The sequence below is a fragment of the Pedobacter sp. genome (assembly GCF_039594775.1).
Taxonomy (GTDB): Bacteria; Bacteroidota; Bacteroidia; order Sphingobacteriales; family Sphingobacteriaceae; genus Pedobacter.
Genome location: NZ_JBCNMT010000010.1, coordinates 96,353 through 114,866, shown reverse-complemented (window position 1 = coordinate 114,866; position 18,514 = coordinate 96,353). Strand labels below are relative to the sequence as shown.

The 18,514-nt window shown below is 38.5% G+C and carries 15 protein-coding genes; 8 read left to right on the top strand and 7 right to left on the bottom strand.

The window, feature by feature from the left end; translation table 11 throughout:
* The first annotated feature begins 461 nt into the window (after window positions 1–461).
* Window positions 462–1,364 carry a hypothetical protein gene (locus ABDV71_RS18760; RefSeq protein WP_343535301.1) on the top strand — a complete coding sequence of 301 codons (903 nt, stop codon included), beginning with the start codon at window positions 462–464 and terminating at the stop codon, window positions 1,362–1,364.
* Here ABDV71_RS18760 and ABDV71_RS18755 read toward each other — a convergent pair.
* The 6 genes from ABDV71_RS18755 to ABDV71_RS18730 form a co-directional block, all read right to left on the bottom strand.
* Window positions 1,361–2,239 (bottom strand): hydroxymethylglutaryl-CoA lyase, encoded by an 879-nt coding sequence (locus tag ABDV71_RS18755; protein WP_343535300.1) that lies wholly within the window; start codon window positions 2,237–2,239, stop codon window positions 1,361–1,363. The two genes, ABDV71_RS18760 and ABDV71_RS18755, sit on opposite strands and share 4 nt — an antisense overlap.
* On the bottom strand, window positions 2,211–2,660 hold the full coding sequence (locus ABDV71_RS18750) for a methylglyoxal synthase (RefSeq protein WP_343535298.1): 450 nt from the start codon (window positions 2,658–2,660) through the stop codon (window positions 2,211–2,213). Before ABDV71_RS18750 ends, ABDV71_RS18755 begins: the two co-directional genes overlap by 29 nt.
* Entirely contained in the window at window positions 2,641–3,936 is a 1,296-nt protein-coding gene (locus tag ABDV71_RS18745; protein WP_343535296.1) for an NAD(P)/FAD-dependent oxidoreductase, read from the bottom strand. Before ABDV71_RS18745 ends, ABDV71_RS18750 begins: the two co-directional genes overlap by 20 nt.
* Window positions 3,937–4,703: 767 nt before the next feature.
* A complete protein-coding gene (gene secDF, locus ABDV71_RS18740; protein WP_343535294.1) occupies window positions 4,704–7,661 on the bottom strand; it encodes a protein translocase subunit SecDF in 2,958 nt (985 codons plus the stop codon).
* Between the two features lie 127 nt (window positions 7,662–7,788).
* Window positions 7,789–8,277, bottom strand: a complete 489-nt coding sequence (locus ABDV71_RS18735; RefSeq protein ID WP_343535292.1) for a dihydrofolate reductase — start codon at window positions 8,275–8,277, stop codon at window positions 7,789–7,791.
* Between the two features lie 95 nt (window positions 8,278–8,372).
* Window positions 8,373–9,167, bottom strand: a complete 795-nt coding sequence (locus ABDV71_RS18730; protein WP_343535290.1) for a thymidylate synthase — start codon at window positions 9,165–9,167, stop codon at window positions 8,373–8,375.
* A 235-nt stretch (window positions 9,168–9,402) separates the two neighbouring features.
* On the opposite strand from ABDV71_RS18730, the gene ABDV71_RS18725 reads away from it, so the two are divergent.
* The 4 genes from ABDV71_RS18725 (at window position 9,403) to ABDV71_RS18710 (ending at window position 12,633) form a co-directional block, all read left to right on the top strand.
* Entirely contained in the window at window positions 9,403–9,993 is a 591-nt protein-coding gene (locus tag ABDV71_RS18725) for a DUF1287 domain-containing protein (protein WP_343535288.1), read from the top strand.
* Between the two features lie 95 nt (window positions 9,994–10,088).
* On the top strand, window positions 10,089–10,892 hold the full coding sequence (ispE, locus tag ABDV71_RS18720; RefSeq protein WP_343535286.1) for a 4-(cytidine 5'-diphospho)-2-C-methyl-D-erythritol kinase: 804 nt from the start codon (window positions 10,089–10,091) through the stop codon (window positions 10,890–10,892).
* 87 nt (window positions 10,893–10,979) lie between these two features.
* On the top strand, window positions 10,980–11,399 hold the full coding sequence (locus ABDV71_RS18715; RefSeq protein WP_343535284.1) for an OsmC family protein: 420 nt from the start codon (window positions 10,980–10,982) through the stop codon (window positions 11,397–11,399).
* 70 nt (window positions 11,400–11,469) lie between these two features.
* Window positions 11,470–12,633, top strand: a complete 1,164-nt coding sequence (locus ABDV71_RS18710) for an aminotransferase class I/II-fold pyridoxal phosphate-dependent enzyme (RefSeq protein WP_343535282.1) — start codon at window positions 11,470–11,472, stop codon at window positions 12,631–12,633.
* 255 nt (window positions 12,634–12,888) lie between these two features.
* On the opposite strand, the gene ABDV71_RS18705 is transcribed toward ABDV71_RS18710, so the two are convergent.
* The gene (locus tag ABDV71_RS18705; RefSeq protein ID WP_343535280.1) at window positions 12,889–13,713 is read right to left on the bottom strand and encodes a S1-like domain-containing RNA-binding protein; all 825 of its coding nucleotides are present in this window, start codon (window positions 13,711–13,713) and stop codon (window positions 12,889–12,891) included.
* Window positions 13,714–13,816: 103 nt separating this feature from the next.
* Here ABDV71_RS18705 and ABDV71_RS18700 point away from each other — a divergent pair, with 103 nt between their 5' ends.
* The 3 genes from ABDV71_RS18700 to ABDV71_RS18690 all read left to right on the top strand — a co-directional run bounded on the left by ABDV71_RS18700 (window position 13,817) and on the right by ABDV71_RS18690 (window position 18,467).
* Window positions 13,817–15,568: a tetratricopeptide repeat protein gene (locus ABDV71_RS18700; RefSeq protein ID WP_343535278.1), complete on the top strand. Its 1,752-nt coding sequence runs from the start codon at window positions 13,817–13,819 to the stop codon at window positions 15,566–15,568.
* A gap of 121 nt (window positions 15,569–15,689) precedes the next feature.
* Entirely contained in the window at window positions 15,690–17,678 is a 1,989-nt protein-coding gene (locus ABDV71_RS18695; RefSeq protein ID WP_343535276.1) for a T9SS type A sorting domain-containing protein, read from the top strand.
* A gap of 243 nt (window positions 17,679–17,921) precedes the next feature.
* On the top strand, window positions 17,922–18,467 hold the full coding sequence (locus tag ABDV71_RS18690) for an RNA polymerase sigma-70 factor (RefSeq protein WP_343535274.1): 546 nt from the start codon (window positions 17,922–17,924) through the stop codon (window positions 18,465–18,467).
* Window positions 18,468–18,514: the final 47 nt, after the last annotated feature.

Here is an 18,514-nt window from a genome sequence, read left to right as displayed (position 1 = left end):
GATGTGAACACTGCCTCTGATGTTAGTAGAATTATTGCTGTTTGGTGCCATTAAACCTAAAAGAATGGCAATAAAAATGGGTAAATACATGATGTTTCCCTCAATTTTTAAAAGTTTTAGAATAATTGCAGTTCCTAGCGCACCATGCGCTAGGTTTGCTGCGGTTTATTCAGAAGGCCTTCTGAAATTTTTGGGAAGTGGTGAGTTTCAATCGCGGGAGCTTATAACTGCTTCCCAAACCGGTTTTTCACTACCGCGATATTCGCTCGTTTTTTGAAACTAGTTTTGTACATTTACTCGATAGCTAATCGATGTGCGACTTGTTTCTGAAGCAAAGATGTAGCTTGTAAGGTGCTTAATAATAAGGAATTCCGCTCATTCTGATTGTGAGATATGGAATTCCGGAAAACCGTAAAAATTCCTGAAATTCCGGTTTATTTTTGATTGAAAATTCTGTTAAAATGTTTGAAAAGTATCAGGCTGAGGTTTATGCCGAGTATTTGAAATTGAAAGGAACTAGTATTGTTTTGGCTAATCCGACGCCATCTAGTTTAAGAGATGAAGCTTTAACGTTTCAGAAAAATGGTAGAGAAGGAGCTGAATTACTCCGTTTTTTTTCCGGCAACGGAGAGCAAAATGGAAAGTTAGACATAGACAAGTTCAGGCCAGTGCAGAACTTCTTAATTGGAAAAACAAATGAACCTACAATTAGAGTGGTAGAATTTGTTGCATGGTTTATAAATTTTCAACCAAGGCCATTTGAAAACTGGAGAAATACTGAAAGAAGTGGATTGGATGACGTGAAAGTTAATGAGGAAGGAGATGGTACTGCTGATAATACAAAAGAAATAGAAGTGCCTTCATTTATTGGCAGTCTTGGAGAAAGGGCTGTTACTCAAGAAAATATACCCACAAGATTAATTAGTGAACCAGAAAATAGAATAAAAAAACTCAATTTCCTTCAACGCACGGGGATTGTTGCCACGCTGGGGCTTGTTATGGGCGTTGGTTACTGGAAAGGAATACCTCCAGATGGATGCATGTATTGGACAGGTACCGAATACAAGGCTGTAGATTGTGATGCTCAAATTCCAAACACCCAAATTTTGGCATTGAATCAACATAAGTTGGATCATTTTAAGAAAATCACCTTGCCGGATACTATGACCTTTAATTCCCTAACCAGGGTTTGGTATTCGAAAATTAACAATAAAGTAGAGTTTTTTACCTCAAAAGGCGAGCATCCTGTTATAACAGAAAAGGTTTTGAAACCCGTAACTATTCATATTTTGGGGAAATATGGCAATAACAAAATCTTATCATTAACCAATACTAATCAAGTAGATACAACGGAAAAAGACTAGTGAAAGATATTGCTAGAAAACAACATCGCTTCCTGCCATTTATCCATGTCCAAGCCTAATTTTGTACCTTGTTCATTTAAATAATGAATCACATCTTCGGTAGCAATATTGCCCGTTAGCTCATCAGCCGCCATTGGGCAGCCACCAAAACCTTTTAAAGCGCTATCCATACGGGTACAGCCAGCGCTAAAAGCCGCTTCAATTTTTTCTAAGCGTTGTTGTGGCGTACTGTGCAAATGTAGGCCAAACTCAATGGTAGGAAATTGTTGTACCAAAGGAGGGAGGATGGTTTTTATTTTTTCGGGGGTGGAAACGCCAACGGTATCGGCCACTGAAATAATTTTTACGCCCTTTTCCACGAGTTCATTGGCCCAGTGTGTTATAATATCGGTGTTCCATTCATCACCATAGGGATTGCCAAAGCCCATGGAAAGATATACAACCGCTTCTTTGTTATGCTTGCTACAAAGTTCAAGCATTTCCTCCACCGTATGTAAAGACTGTGCAATGCTTGAGTTGGTATTACGTTGCTGGAAAGTTTCGGAAATAGAAAAAGGAAAGCCTAAATAGCTAATTTTTGGATGCTTAACCGCATTTTCTACTCCTTTTAAATTGGCCACAATGGCCAGTAGTTTAGTTTTACTCGGCAAATCTAATTGAGCTAGCACTTCTTCAGTATCCCGCATCTGGGGAATAGCTTTTGGAGAGACAAAACTGCCAAAATCTAAAGTATCGAATCCTACTTTTAGCAAAAGGTTTAAGTACTTTACCTTGATTTCGGTAGGTACAAAATCATGTAGGCCCTGCATGGCATCGCGAGGGCATTCTACCAATTTAACGTTCGGTTTAGAGCTTTCGGTTTTTATATTCGTCATAGTCGGTAAGTGCGGCGGTATAGATGCCGTTCATGTACGGCGAGGAAATGAGAAAATCGGCAGTAGCCACATCGCAGGCCATTGGGATGTTCCAAACAATGCCCACACGTAGTAAAGCTTTCACATCAGGGTCATGAGGTTGGGCCTCCATAGGATCCCAAAAAAAGATCAGAACATCAATTTCACCTTGCGCAATCAGCGCCCCAATTTGTTGGTCGCCTCCTAGCGGACCGCTCAATAATTTCCTTACGGGTAAGTTAAGCTGTTCTTCTATGAGTCTACCGGTCGTTCCTGTAGCCATTAAATTATGTTGAGCTAGTGCTTCTTTATTGGTAGCGGCCCATTTTATCAAATCGTCTTTACGGTGGTCGTGTGCTACAAGGGCAATGGTTTTATTGGCTTCAAGTTTTTTCTGGGTCATGCGTTTGTTTGTACTCTTTATAAGGTTTAAATGGTCTAATGATCAATCGGGTACCTCTATCATAGCTAAAGTAACTCCATACCCAATTCACAAATACCACCAGTTTGTTCCTAAAGCCCACTAAGGTCATTAAATGTACGAACATCCAAGTAAACCAAGCAAATATTCCCTGAAATCTTATTTTATTGATATCTACTACTGCCCTGTTTCTACCCACGGTAGCCATAGCGCCTTTATCAAAGTATTTAAAAGGAGTGGTAGGTTTATTTTCAATAATGTTGACCAAGTTTTTAGCGAGTTGTTTACCTTGCTGTATAGCTGCGGGAGCCACGCCTGGATGTCCATTTGGGGTTTCATCCGTAATCATGGCCGCTACATCACCTATGGCGAAAATATTCTGGTAGCCATCTACTAGGTTAATTTCGTTTACCTTTAAACGATTTCCGCGTACTACCACTTCAGTATTTAAGCCATCTAAAACTACTCCTTTAACGCCCGCACTCCAAATTACAGTGGCGGAGCCGATATTCCTGCCATCTACTAAGGAAAGTGTTTTGCCATCGTAGCCTTGTACACGGGTTTCAGTGTAAACGGTTACGCCAAGCTCTTCTAAAAAGGCTTTCGATTTTTGTTGCGCTTGTACCGACATGGCGCCCAACAGTTCGGGAGAACCTTCAATCAGGTAAATATTTACCTTGTTAAGGTCAAGTTCTGGATAGTCGTTTTTGAGTACGTGCTTTTTGAGTTCGGCAATAGCACCTGCCGTTTCTACACCTGTTGGTCCACCGCCAACCACTACAAAGTTGAGTAGTTCGTGTTCTCTTTCAGGATCCTTAGCAATAATGGCCGCTTCGAGATTCTGTAAGATCAAACTGCGGAGATTAAGTGCCTCGGGAATGGATTTCATGGGCATGGCATTTTGGGAAATTTCCGTTTGACCAAAGAAATTACTGGTTGAGCCCGTAGCAATCACAAGATAGTCGTAATGGTAATCGCCAATGGTGGTTTCTAGCTTGTTTTCTTCTGGAACTACCTTTTTCACCTCTGTCACTCGGAACTTTAGGTTCTTTTGACCCTTAAAAATTTTTCGGATTGGAAATGCAATCGAATCGGCTTCAAGTCCGCCTGTAGCTACCTGATAGAGTAAGGGCTGAAAGGTATGGTAATTATGTTTATCTAAAATGACAATGTCGACGTTTTGACTTTTTAGTTTTTTAGCAAGTTCAATGCCACCAAAACCACCGCCAATAATCACGATTTTTTTTCTTTGTTCCATATCAAACTAAGTTGAAAGTCAAAAGTGTAAAGTTAAAAAGTATATCCCTTCACTTAAATAGCAACATGTAAAATGCCATTTGGTTTGTGGTAAATATAGGAATTATATAGTTTGTTGGTTGCTTGGTTGGTCAGTTGTTTGGATTGTTGAATTGCTTTGACAAAGGGTGGTTTGTAAAGGTTACCTGGTGTTTCGTGGGCTGCGGTAGTCCGCTTTCGCTGCAATCTTTTGTCATTGCCAGTGCTCGAAACCTCGTAGGTTTCAAAAACCTACGAGGTTTTGGCTACTGCTGCAAAAAGTATTTCCCTGCCTACTGCAGGCAGGCGCATCAATTGGGTTTATTTAACTCAAACCTGTGCACTATACTTGCTCTCTAAACCCGACATGAGCGGATACCGGCCTTGTGATTAAGGCCTCGTGCAGTATGAGCGATCGGCGGGACTGAGCGTTGTTTGAGTTCAGTGATTTGCTTTTCTATTAACAATTTAGTTTTATTTAACTATTAAGGGATTATATAGTTGTTTGAGCTATTTGTTTGTTTGGAAATTGCGTAGCTAAAATTGGCTCGTAAACTCACATAGCTCGTTGACTCTTTGCGTTCTTAGCGTAACTCTTCATGTTTCTTAGCGGTTAGAATCTTTTTACTGTATTTAAATTTACCGCAAAGGAGTAATAAGTTTTCGCAAAGAACGCAAAGCACCAAAACAAAAAAGGGTCCCGAAATTTTCAGGACCCTAGTGATTTATAATTTGGTTTAGTTATGCTATTTATTTCTTATCGTCTTTTGACAAGTCGATTACGATAGGCGTAGAGATACATAATGATGAGTATGTACCGATGATACGGCCAATCAATAAGGCAAAGATGAAACCACGGATGCTATCGCCACCGAAAATGAAGATCACGATCAATACGAAGAACACCGATAATGAGGTTAAGATGGTACGGCTTAAGGTACTGTTCAAAGCAAAGTTGATCAACTTGTTGCGCTCTTCGCCTTGTACGTCTGTTTTGCCGCTTTCTGCCAAACGCTCACGGATACGGTCAAATACAATTACCGTTTCTGTCATGGTGTAACCCATTACCGTTAAAATAGCAGCAATAAAGTCTTGACCAATTTCTAGAGGGAAAGGCAACACGCCATCTAAAATAGTGTAGAATGAAAGTACCAATAAAACGTCGTGGAATAGAGCGATTACCGCACCTAAACCATATTGCCATTTTTTGAAACGTACCAAGATGTAGATGAACATTACTAAACATGAGAACAATACTGCATAAACTGCACTAGTAATGATATCGCTAGCAATGGTAGGCGTTACTTTTTGTGAACTTTCAATAGTATATTTTGCACCTAAACCATCCAAGCCTTTTCTCAATGCAGTTTCAACAATTTTGTCTGCATTAGGATCTTGGTCGGTAATGTGGTAAGGTGTAGTAATTTTTAATGAATTATCGGTACCAATGGTTTTAACCAAAGCTTCTTCACCTTCAAAGTTTGCTGATAAGGTCTTAGAAACTTCTTCGGTATTTAATTGCTTGTCGAACTTCACCATGTAAGTTCTACCACCTTTAAAGTCAACACCTAGGTGTAAGCCGCCATTTTTAACGTAGAATACAACACCTAAAATGATGATTACGGCAGAGATGATATAGTAAAGCTTTCTGCGGCCTACGAAATTGAAGGCTAAGTTTTTGAAAGCATTACGAGTCATGTTGTTGTCGAAAGTGATATTTGCTTTCTTGTTCATCATCGATTCGAAGATTAAACGAGAAATTAATACCGCTGCAAACAATGAGGTAGCAATACCCACACATAAGGTAGTAGCGAAACCTTGTACTGGTCCAGAACCGAAAACAAACAGGATCACACCTAGGATAAATACGGTAATGTTTGAGTCTAGGATTGACGACATTGCATGTTTAAAACCTTCTCTGATGGCTACGTTGGTAGATTTACCTTGTGCCAGCTCTTCACGAACACGCTCGAAGATCAGGATGTTAGCATCTACCGATAAACCGATGGTTAATACGATACCTGCGATACCAGGAAGTGTTAACACTGCACCAAATGCCGCTAAAACACCCATGATAAAGAATACGTTGATCACCAAGGCAATGTTTGCAACCCAACCTGCTTTGTTGTAATAGAATGCCATGAAAGCAAGAATTACCACGAAAGCTAATACGAAAGATAATAAACCGCTATCGATAGCTTGTTGACCCAATGATGGACCTACTACGAAATCGGAAACGATTTTAGCAGGAGCAGGTAACTTACCGGCTTTTAATACGTTAGCTAAGTCTTTAGTATCTTCTTTAGTGAAACTTCCAGTGATTGAAGAAACACCGTTAGGAATTTCGTTTTGTACAGTAGGAGCTGAGTAAACCGTGTTGTCTAACACAATCGCAATTGCTTTTTTGTTGTTAGGGTCAGCAGCAGCTTCAGCAGTCATTTTTTTCCATTTCGCAGCACCTTCGCTGGTCATGAACATGGTTACGTCAGGATTGTTGTTTTGGTCATAACCGTCACGAGCATTCGCTACAGCATCACCACTTAAATCAGGACGACCATCTAATGAAGTTACTTTAATGGCATAAAGTTCAAATGCTTTTGTTCCAGTTCTAGGTTTTAATCCCCACATGAATTTCATGGTTGTTGGAACTAAAGATTTGATTTCTGGTCTTGCTAGGTAAGCATTTACTTTAGCGGTATCTTTTTGCAAAGCGTAACCAACTACTGCACCTGGCATTAATTGAGGTTGGCCATTTTCACCTTGATAGATAGGTAATTGTAATACGGTATTAATTAGCGGGCTTGCTTTTGCAAGTTCAGCAGTTTTAGCACTTGCGCTAGTGTCTTTAGCTGCAGGAGCATTAGTTCCTTTAGTTAAGCCAGCTAGTTTACCACCTTTTGAAGTAGTATCAGTAACGGCTGCTTTAGCTACCGTATCTTTTAAAGTAGCAGCAAGGGTTTTGTTGATGTTCTCTAAAATAGGATACACCTCTTGCGACTGGTATACTTGCCAGAATTGAAGCTCGGCAGAACCTTGTAATAATTTACGAACACGTTCTTTGTCTTGGATACCTGGCATCTCAATGAAGATTCTGTTTGAACCTTCTTGTTTCTGCATGTTAGGACTCACTACACCAAAACCATCAATACGGCTACGTAAAATGATAAATGAGCGGTCGATAGCGCTAGTAGCTTCTTTGCTCAAATAGCTTTTAACATCAGAATTGCTCGCAGTAGCTTTTAGCTGTGCCGAGTTGTCTTGGTTAGCAAAGAAATCTGCTAATTTTCCGTTAGGCACTAATTTTTCATATTCGCTTACAAACAATGCAATGAAATCTTTGCCTCCGGCGTTCATCTGAGTTTGAGCGTTAGATAGTGCCTTGTTAAAGTTCTCATCAGAAGTGTTACCTGCCAATGATTTGGTCAACTCTGCCAAAGAAATTTCCATGGTAACATTCATACCACCTTTTAAGTCTAGACCTAAGTTGATTTCTTTGCTTTTTACTTGCTGATAGGTAAGGCCCAGTACTGGATATACCTTTTCGGTAGCCATTGAGTCTAAGTATGCTTTTTCTTTAGCTTCATCGCCTTTTGCAAATTCCTTAGCCTTTTTCTCTACGTTGTAAGTAATGATGTTGAAAGAAAGTGAATACAGACAGACAATACCTAAAAGTATCGCCATGAATTTTATAAAACCTTTACCTTGCATTGTTTGTTTAATCTATTTTATAATAAGCTGTTTTTTAACAAGTCGGCAAATCTAATTATTTTTTTAAATAATAGAACTCCTATTTGTAATTTTGTTAGGACAAGTGCTTAAAAGACTTGATTTTGTATTAGCGTCGCTCTAAGGTAGAAAAAGTATAGGCGAATTTGTTCTTTTCGTCTGGTAAATGGTCTACTTTTTCAATCTCTTTCCATATCTCATTGTCAAGTTCAGGGAAAAAAGCATCGGCTTCAAATTCCTGATGTACCCTTGTAAGGTAAATGCGATGAGAAACGGCAATGGCTTGTTTATAAATTTCGGCCCCGCCAATCACAAAAACTTCGGCTTCGGTTTTGCAAAGAGCTAAAGCTTCGTCTAAAGAATTCACCACTTCTACGCCTTCGATGCTTAACCCATTTTGACGTGTAATAATGATGTTTCTTCTGTTGGGAAGGGGTTTGCCAATGGAATCATAGGTTTTGCGCCCCATAATAATGGTATGTCCGGTGGTGATATTTTTAAAATGCTTTAAATCGGCAGGTAAGTGCCAAAGTAATTGGTTGTCTTTGCCAATGGCATTATTTTCTGATATGGCTACTACGATGGATATTTGGTTCATTTCTTTCAAGGTTTTGCATACTTTGTCATTCTGAACGCAGTGAAGAATCTCAAAAGAGATTCCTCGTTCCTCGGAATGACAAAAAAGAGAAGCTACTATACCGCTACTATCCCCTTAATATGAGGATGTGCTTCGTAATTTACCAATTCAAAATCCTCAAACTTGAAATCAAAGATATCTTTTACTTCTGGGTTGATTTTCATGGTTGGCAGCGGCTTTGGATCTCTGCTCAGTTGCAGTTTAACCTGCTCCAAGTGGTTATTGTAAATATGGGCGTCACCAAAGGTATGGATGAAATCACCAGCCTCTAAACCGCAAACTTGCGCCACCATCATGGTTAACAAAGCATAAGAAGCAATATTAAAAGGCACACCTAAGAAAATATCGGCGCTACGTTGGTACAATTGGCAGCTTAATTTTCCATCTGCTACATAGAATTGAAAAAAAGCGTGGCAAGGAGGCAAGGCCATATTTTCAATCTCGGCAACGTTCCAAGCCGATACAATAATACGTCTTGAATCGGGATTGTTTTTAATGGTGTTGATGATTTGGGTAATCTGATCAATATGACCACCGTTAGGAGCTGGCCAACTGCGCCATTGTGAACCGTAAACTGGACCTAAATTGCCATTTGCATCAGCCCATTCATCCCAAATACGTACGCCGTTATCTTTTAAATATTTAATATTGGTATCGCCCTGCAAAAACCAGATCAGCTCATGGATGATAGATTTTAAATGCAGTTTTTTGGTAGTGACCATTGGAAAACCTTCCTGCAAATTAAAACGCATCTGATAGCCAAATACGCTAATGGTGCCTGTTCCGGTTCTGTCGTGTTTCTGTGTGCCGTTATCCAGCACATGCTGCATCAAATCTAAATATTGTTTCATAACCTCTACGCTTTGTCATTCCGACGATAGGAGGAATCTTATATAAAATGGAATAGATTCTTCGCTACACTCTGAATGACAGCTTACATTAATTGCTGCTACTAAAATTGTAAAATACAAATCTAAAGATTAAATGGGAAGGAACGTCCCACCGTTTTTCCACAAGATGATTTTTTATTGATTTCCACTTCGAGAAGTGCCTTAATATGCCGTAAATGCATTAGATTTGTTCATCATGATGTTCAGAAAAATTATCTTATCACTTGTGATTGCCTGTTGGTTTGGTATCCATAGCTTTGCGCAAAGCCAGCAAGCTCAAAAGTTGTCAAACGCAGCTCTTGAACTTACTAAGGACAAAGTGGTTTATGATCCTGCTTATTTTAGGATTGCCTATCCCAATGGTGATGTCCCTGTAGGAAAGGGTGTTTGTACCGATGTAGTCATCAGGGCCTATCGCAAACTGGGTACAGATTTGCAGAAAGAGGTTCACGAGGATATGAAAGCGAATTTCAGGCTGTATCCAAAAAACTGGGGCATGAAAACCACTGATAGGAATATTGATCATCGTCGTGTGCCCAATTTAATGGTTTTCTTTGGTCGAAAAGGAGTGAAAAAGCCAATGACTAAAAAGCCAGAAGACTATTTGCCTGGAGATATTGTATGTTGGGATTTAAACGGTAGACAAACGCATATCGGTTTGGTCGTTAATCGTAAATCAGGAGATGGCAAACGGTATTTAATTGTACATAATATAGGCGCAGGGCAGGTGATAGAAGATGTATTGTTTGCTTGGAAAATTATCGGGCATTATAGTTATAAGTTGTAGGTTTTTGGTTTTAAGTTGTCTTTTATAGACTTTGCTCTTTTATCTTTGCTCTTTATTCTTTGAATAATCGTAATTCGTCAATCTAAAATCTGAGGATGTTAACATTTGCCAATGCTAAAATAAATTTAGGTTTGTTCCTTACCGAAAAGCGGACGGATGGTTACCATAACCTGCAAACCGTTTTCTATCCCATCAAAATACATGATGTAGTAGAGCTGGTAGATGCCGATGAAACATCGATGCTAATCAAAGGGATTGATATTCCAGGAAATACCAATGATAATATCTGTTTAAAGGCATTTAAAACTTTACAACAGGATTTCAGTTTGCCTAATCAGCAGATTGTATTGCTCAAAAATATTCCGGTAGGTGCGGGCTTAGGCGGTGGCAGTGCCGATGCAGCTTTTTTGATTAAGTTGGCAAACCAAAAGTTCGAATTGGATTTAACGGATGAACAGATGGAGAGCTATGCCAGGCCCCTAGGGGCAGATTGCGCATTCTTCATTAAAAATAAGCCTACCTATGCTTTTGCCAAAGGTGATGAATTTGAAGAATTGTCGGTAGACCTGTCTAAGTATTATTTGGTATTGGTTAAGCCTCCTGTGCATGTTTCCACAGCGCAGGCTTACAGCAATATAAACGTAAAATGGCCTTCCACTTCTTTAAAAGATTTGATACATTTGCCGCTACAAGATTGGCAAGCTCATATTTTGAACGATTTTGAGCCTTCTGTTTTTGCAAAATATCCACAAATTGACGAAATAAAAACAAAGCTTTACCAGGCGGGGGCTAAATTTGCACTCATGAGCGGTAGTGGTTCTTCGGTATTCGCAATTTTTGAAAATGAAGTAAAACTGCCTGATCTGGAGAGAGAGAATTTAGTTTTTTACGATGTTTAGTACTGTTCGTCATCCTGAATTTATTTCAGGATTTTTTTAAAGCTGATGCTGAAATGAATGCAGCATGACGACAAATAGCAAAGAAAGATGGAAATCAACCTGATCCGCAAAAGCGGAAAATTTAATTTTGAGGCAGAAAACGATAATGGTTTTACCGTAGATTTAGATGCTAAGCCTGCTATTGGAGGAGAAGGAAAAGGCTTTCGCCCGATGGAGATGTTGCTGGTGGGTTTAGGCGGCTGCAGCGGTATTGATATGGTAAATGTACTCACTAAACAAAAAGAGCCGTTAAACGATATCAAAATCAATATTAAAGCTACCCGTAAGGACGAAGAAATGCCTCCTATATTTGATGTGATTGATATTCATTTCAACCTATACGGAGATTTAAGCGTTCAGAAAGTGGAACGTGCCCTACAAATGACTTTTGATAAATACTGCTCTGTTTCAAACATCTTAGGCAGATCGGCAACTATAAATTTTACATACTCGATTAATAAGGTGTGAGGTTAAAGGTTTAAGGCGTAAGGTTATTACGCAATATCTAAATACTCACATCTAAATACTAAATACTATCATGTCTGATAATTTCGAAACCATAGCCATACGTACTCAAACCGAAAGAAGTTCGCACAAAGAACATTCGGCACCTATTTACCTTACTTCTAGTTACAAGTTTGACGATGCCGAAGAAATGCGTGCCTTGTTTGCTAACGAAAAAGAAGGGAACGTTTATAGCCGTTATTCCAATCCAAATACTTCAGAGTTTATTGAAAAAATGGTGTTGTTGGAAGGCGCTGAAGATGGATTTGCAACCGCAACAGGCATGGCTGCTATTTTCACCACTTTTGCGGCTTTCCTTAAAAATGGTGATCATATCGTTTCAAGCCGCTCGGTATTTGGTTCAACACACCAGTTGCTGACCAATATATTTTCAAAATGGGGGGTAACTTTTGACTATGCTGATTTAGATAAGCCGGAAGATTGGGAAGGCTTGATCAAGCCAAATACCAAAATGATTTTTGTGGAAACGCCATCAAATCCTGGTATTGATATTATTGATCTAGAGTTTTTAGGTGGGTTAGCTAAAAAGCATAATGTTTTATTAGCGGTAGATAATTGTTTTGCTACACCATATTTACAACAACCTCTAAAATTGGGAGCGCATATTTCCATTCACTCTGCTACCAAATATATTGATGGACAAGGACGTGCCTTGGGTGGAATTATTTTGGGAAGCAAGGCTTTAATTGCCGAAGTGGTTGCTTTTGCTCGTCATAGTGGGCCTTCATTGTCACCTTTCAATGCGTGGATTTTGTCGAAAAGTTTAGAAACTTTGGCTGTTCGTATGGACCGCCATTGTGAAAATGCTTTGAAAGTAGCGCAATATTTGGAGAAACATCCGAAAATTAAATTGGTAAAATATCCTTTCTTGGAGTCGCATCCTCAGTATGGTATTGCCAAAAAACAAATGAAACAAGGCGGAGGCATTGTAACGATTGTAGTTAACGGAGGTATAGAAGCTGCCCGTAAATTTATGGATGGATTGAAAATGTTCTCCATCTCCGCAAATTTGGCTGATACGAGGTCAATTGCAACGCATCCTGCGACCAGTACACATAGTAAATTGAGCGAAGAGGAACGTAATATTGTTGGTATTGAGCAAGGCTCTATCCGTTTATCAATAGGTTTAGAACATATTGATGATATTTTGAAAGATATAGAGCAGGCTTTGGCGTAATGCTATTGTTATTTCAGACTTACAAAGTTTTAGAAACTTCGTAAGTCTAATAGGACAACAAAAGGGATCGAATTTCGATCCCTTTTGTTTTTTATCACCACGTCATTTCGACTGAAGCGTAGCGAAATGGAGAAATCTAACGACTGTTATGTTGTTAGATTTCTCTTCGTAAACTCGTTCGAGATATTTCTAGACTTACGAAGTTTTTAAAACTTCGTAAGTCTTATTGTAAAAACGTAGAAAATATTGTGTTGTTTAAACCAACTTAATTTGATGGTCCGAAAGTGTAATCAGGCGTTCTTTATACAAACCACCAATTGCTTTTTTAAATGCACTTTTACTTACCTGAAACCTATTGTAAATCTCCTCAGGTGTACTTTTATCTCCTAAGTTAATTTCGCCAACAATGCGAAGCTCTTCCAAAATATAATCCTTCGTTTCTAAAATATGTCCAAAGCCCGAAGGTTGTAAGGTCAGGTCTATTTTGCCTTCCATCCTAATTTTCTTGATCCATCCGGTAGTTCTTTGGCCAGGTTCTATTACTGAGAAAACTTCATTATGATATAATAAGCCGATAAATTCATTATTGATAATGGCATTGTAACCTAAATCTGATTTGTCTACAATCAAAAGGTCAACGGCATCGCCTTCTTCAAAATCAAAATTGTGTAGTTCCACAAACTGATCTACCTTAGAGGAGGCCAATAACTTATTCGAGAATTCATCAACGTAAACAAACACTACATAGCTCTCACCAAGTTCCATCGGTTTTTTTTGCTCCCTTTTGGGTACAAAAATATCTTTGTCAATGCCAATATCTAAAAAAGCACCATCATCATTTACACTAACTACCGTTAAAAGTGCAAACTCATCGGCTGTTGCCAATACTTCTTTTAAAGTAGCAACAGTACTGCCATCTTTATTGAGATAAATAAAAGCTTCTACATCATCGCCCAAATTTATACCATTTGGTACTTCTGTAAATGGTAAAAGCACTTCTTCGGTACCATCGGTTAAGCTTAAACCCTGATTGTTTTTTGCGGCTATGCGTAGTTTATTATATTTGCCTATTGCGATCATTTTACTTAATTAGCTTGCAAAGATACTAAGATTATGAAGATTAGCTTTTGTATTTTGCAGGTTTAAATAACTAGGAATACTATCTTTGATTTAAGATACCTTTATGTTCCGATCAGCCTTTCTTTTATTCTTGTTGTTTGTCTTAAGCTATTCTTGTTTTGCGCAGGAAAAATATGTAAAAGCATTTACTGCATCTTGGTCGGTAACAGGCACAGCGCAAACGGATAGCGCCGAGGCCACCTTTACGACCTTAAGAAAAGAATTTAATGCAGAAAGCTTTTTAAAATTAACTGCCCAATTCGAAAAATATCTTCAAGAAAATTCTAGTAAGAGGTTAAGAGCACGGTATTGTATATTCGACGTACTGGGTAGGAGACAGTTCGGTATTAAATTAACCCGTCAAGATAGTTTAAAGATTGCTGAAGCCATTAAACTGGCGAATAATCTGAAAGATGACCAATTGTTGGCAGAAGTTTATGCATTGGCGGCCGAAATAGACTACGAAGGTGGCTACCTGCTTTATAATTTAAAAGCTATAGAGCTTCAGGGAAGTATTGGCTATCAATATTTTTCTTATGTGCAGAATCGGTTTTTTGCAGTAAGTCTGGCGCTTTACAGAACCAAAGACTTTCGGGAGAGCATCAAATACGGAGAAAAATGTTTGACCTTTAAGAAGGTTAAACTTTATGAATGGGATCCTATGGTCTATATTTTCCAACTGGATATGTTGGGCGCATCACATTTAGCGCTGGGAGAATATAAGCAGGCCAGCAACTACTATCAACAAATTATAGATACCATCCAGAAAAAAACATTACATCCTGAAGCAGCCGAACTTTGGGTAGCAATAGCAAAAGGAAACATTGGTAGGTGTTATTTTTACCAGGGGAATAGTGCCAAGGCGTTGCCATTAATTAATCAACAACTGCAAGTAGGAATTAAATACAAGCAATTTAACAATGTGGCTATAGCTCAAAACGCCAGAGGTGAAATATTTTTAAGCCAAAAGCGGTATGGAGAGGCATTAATTGCTTTTAAAGAAGCATTACAAGCAGCCATTACAAGTAGGAAGCTGAATGATAAAGTAAAAGCCACCAAGGGCATTGCCATTACTTATACTTATTTAGGGCAAACAGATAGTGCTGTACATTACCAGCATAGCTACGGACGTTGCCAGCAAGAGCAGGATGAGGTCATTAATAACGGCAAGTTATCTACCATGAACGCTAGAATACTTTTTGATAATAGTCAAAGGAGCCTGGAAAAAGCTAATGAAAATATTTCAGTATTACGACAAACCAGGAATATCATTATTGGTGCTATCGTGCTGCTCATGGTCATAGGTTGGTTACTTTATAACAGACAGGCGCTAAAAATAAAGTTAGAAAAGCAACAAATCATTTTTGAAGGTATACAGGCACGTAGTGAAGTAGAAAAAGCAAAGAAAAGTTTGCAGCAGTTTAGGACGCAAATGTTGGAAAAAGATAAATTGATTGAGAATTTAAGCCATTCGCTCAAGAAAAATGAACTTCAAAATAATTTCGACGAAAAACTGATCAGTAAGAACCTCTTAGAATATGTATTGGTAACTGACGACGAATGGCAACGATTTAAGGATGATTTCAATAAGGTTTATCCTTTGTTTTATCCTCGTATACATGCTGTCCTATCTGATTTAACCTCTGCCGAAGAACGTTTAGCTAGCCTGGTTTTTCTACAAATGAGCAATAAAGAAATTGCCAATACTTTAGGTATCAGTGCAGATAGTGTAGCTAGGAGTAAGCGCCGTTTGAAACTGCGTTTGCCATTGGTTGAGAACCAAACTCTCGAAACTTATATTCTTTCCTTAGTGTAGTTTGTTGAAGATAAGACTCTTGACTGGGTAATTGTCCGCTTTTTGTCCGCCTTGAAATTTTGTTTAATTCTTGTTATGCCCGAATCTTTGTGGAGTTATAAATACTTCATGAGGAAATAAGATGAAAACAAAAATAACTCTTCTTTTTATGTTATTTGGTTTGGGGCTGCTACATGCACAAACCATCACGCCAAATGCCAATGGTATTGTTTATATAGATGAACAAGGTTCTGGGAATAAATCTGGAGATTCATGGGCCAATGCCGCCCAAATTAGGCCATCGTTTATTGCAGCTAAGACCAACACGGCCATTCAGCAACTCTGGATAAAATCTGGGACTTACTATCCAACTACGGATACAGATAGGCAAAAATATTTGGAAATTACACGTAATATTAAAGTTTACGGAGGGTTTAATGGTAATGAGAGCCTAATTACCGACAGAGATTTAACAACAAATATTACCACCCTTAGTGGAAATATTGGCAATGCTGCCAGTAATACAGATAACAGCCATCATTTACTGGTGATTTGGCCAAAAACTGATGCCATCATCAGCAATCAAACAATAATAGATGGCATCGTTTTCAAAGAAGCTAACGCCAATTCGGGAGCTGTAATTAATCAGGAACTACCTTTATATATGGGAGCTGCCCTATTTATCACGATTCAAGATTATAGCCAAAAAAGTTATCCCGTAATTATCAATTGTAAATTTCTGAATAATTCGGCATTTGAAGGAGGGGCGGCTATCTATTTTGATGGACTTTTAAGTACTTCAGAGCAATTGCTAATTAAGCAATGCCATTTCGAAGGTAATTCATCTAGTTGGATAGGAGGAGCTTTAATGTTTTTTTATGATGAAGCATCTTTAGAAGCTGGTAACACAGCGCAACACTATTATAATGTAGATGTGGCCGATTGTACATTTAAAAACAATAGTGTGAATAACAACTCGCAATCACGTGGGGCCGAAAGCTCTGGTGGCGCCATCTGTGCTTTGGGAAAGGGGAACCTAACGATAAGGAACAGTACTTTTAACGATAATACTACGGCCATTACTTCTACGGGACATAATTATGCTACTTATGGCAATGGGAGTGCGATAGCTTCAGTAAAAAAGGCCAATGTGATCATTTATAATTCTCTATTTTATAACAATAATAAAGCTTCTGTTTTTAACAGAGAGGCTAATTTAAAACTCGTCAATTCAACTTTGCACCACTCAGCTAATGCACTGGTTTCATTGTCGATGGCTACCTCTTTTGAATTTCACAATAGCATTGCGTGGAACGATGCGGCCAATACCCCAGCCGTTTTGCTTTCAGACAACCAACCGCAAAGTGCTGTAATAAAAAACAGTATTCTCAATGCTTCGCCTGCTCTTGCCTTAACCTCGTCGGCCAATGTTTTTTCCCAAAATCCTTTATTTGCCGGGGGCAACAATTTTACACCCTCATCCAGTAGTATTGCGGTAAACGCTGGAGATAATGCGCTATATATAGGAAACGTGAATTTAGATAAAGATATTTATGGAAATCCTCGTTTGGATGGAACTCAGATTGATATTGGGGCCGCTGAATATCAAACAGTCCTGCCAGTTACCTTGGTCGACTTTAAGGTAGCCCGACAGTTAAATGGAGCTTTGTTAACCTGGAAAACGGAATCAGAAATCAATCATAAGGAATTTGTGGTGTTAAGAGCTACGGATGGTGTTGATTTTAAATTTATGACCAAAGTTATGGCTAAAGGGCCAGGTAACTATTCATGGTATGACAACACTCCTCAAATAGGGAAAAACTACTATCAATTGCAGCAGGTAGATCACAATGGTATGCCAAAAAACATAGCTATGGGAATACTCGATTTTCAGGTTGCTCAACTATCCGCATATCCAAATCCTACCCAAAATATCATTAACATCGACTTGGCAGGCAAAACCTACAAAGAAGCAAAACTATTGAATATTGCAGGGCAACAGCTGGAAACTAAAACAATACTTCCGGATCATCTTTCTATTTCATTTAACCTGTCTAAATTCTCTTCCGGTTTATACTTGGTGGAATTGTTGGGGAATGAAACAACTGTACTAAAAGTGTTAAAACGTTAATTTATATGGGCAAGAAAAAAAACGACAGACTATTTATGTGGTTGCTGGCTCTTGCCCTTATATTAATCATTTTAGTATGGTGTTATTACCAATATCAGATAAATAGATTTTTTAACAATTGAAATATTGCCAGAAATGCCCAGGTAAATAATTGATGTCTAATCTTTTCAGTGTTACTGGCTTGCTTTACTGATAGATTACAACTAAATTTGGTAATTCATCTCCATAGTAGAGCTAATTCGTTTGGGCACATCAGCAGAAAATACCGATACTTTTGAGCAGTTGTTTAAAGACAACTATGCAAAGCTATGCTTTTTTGCCAGACAGTTATTGAACGATTCGGAAGCTGCCAATGATGTGGTGCAAGAAACATTTATGACATTTTGGAACCTTAATGAAAAGGAAAGAAATGGCATTGGTTCTATCAAAGGGTTTTTGTATCAAAGCGTTAAAAATGCCTGTTTAAACCGTCTACGTAGGCAAAAATTAGAACATTCATATCTTAATCAGCAGGAAGTCGAGCCCGTAGAAGATGCCGTAGCACTTAATCTGATGATTAAATCAGAAGTTCTTGCGGAGATTAATAAAGTGTTGGAAACACTACCTGCCAGCTGTCAGCAAATATTTAGGATGGGTTACTTGGAAGGCCTCAAAAACCATGAGATTGCCGACACCTTGGGAATCAGTATTAATACTGTTAAAACCCAAAAGAAACGCGGGCTTCAATTGTTAAAAGTAAGGCTAAATCCCGATTTTTTTGCCATTGCCATATTATTCCTGCTGAAATAATATATTTTTTTTAAAAAAAACACTTAAGTCTTTCACCCCTTTTTCAG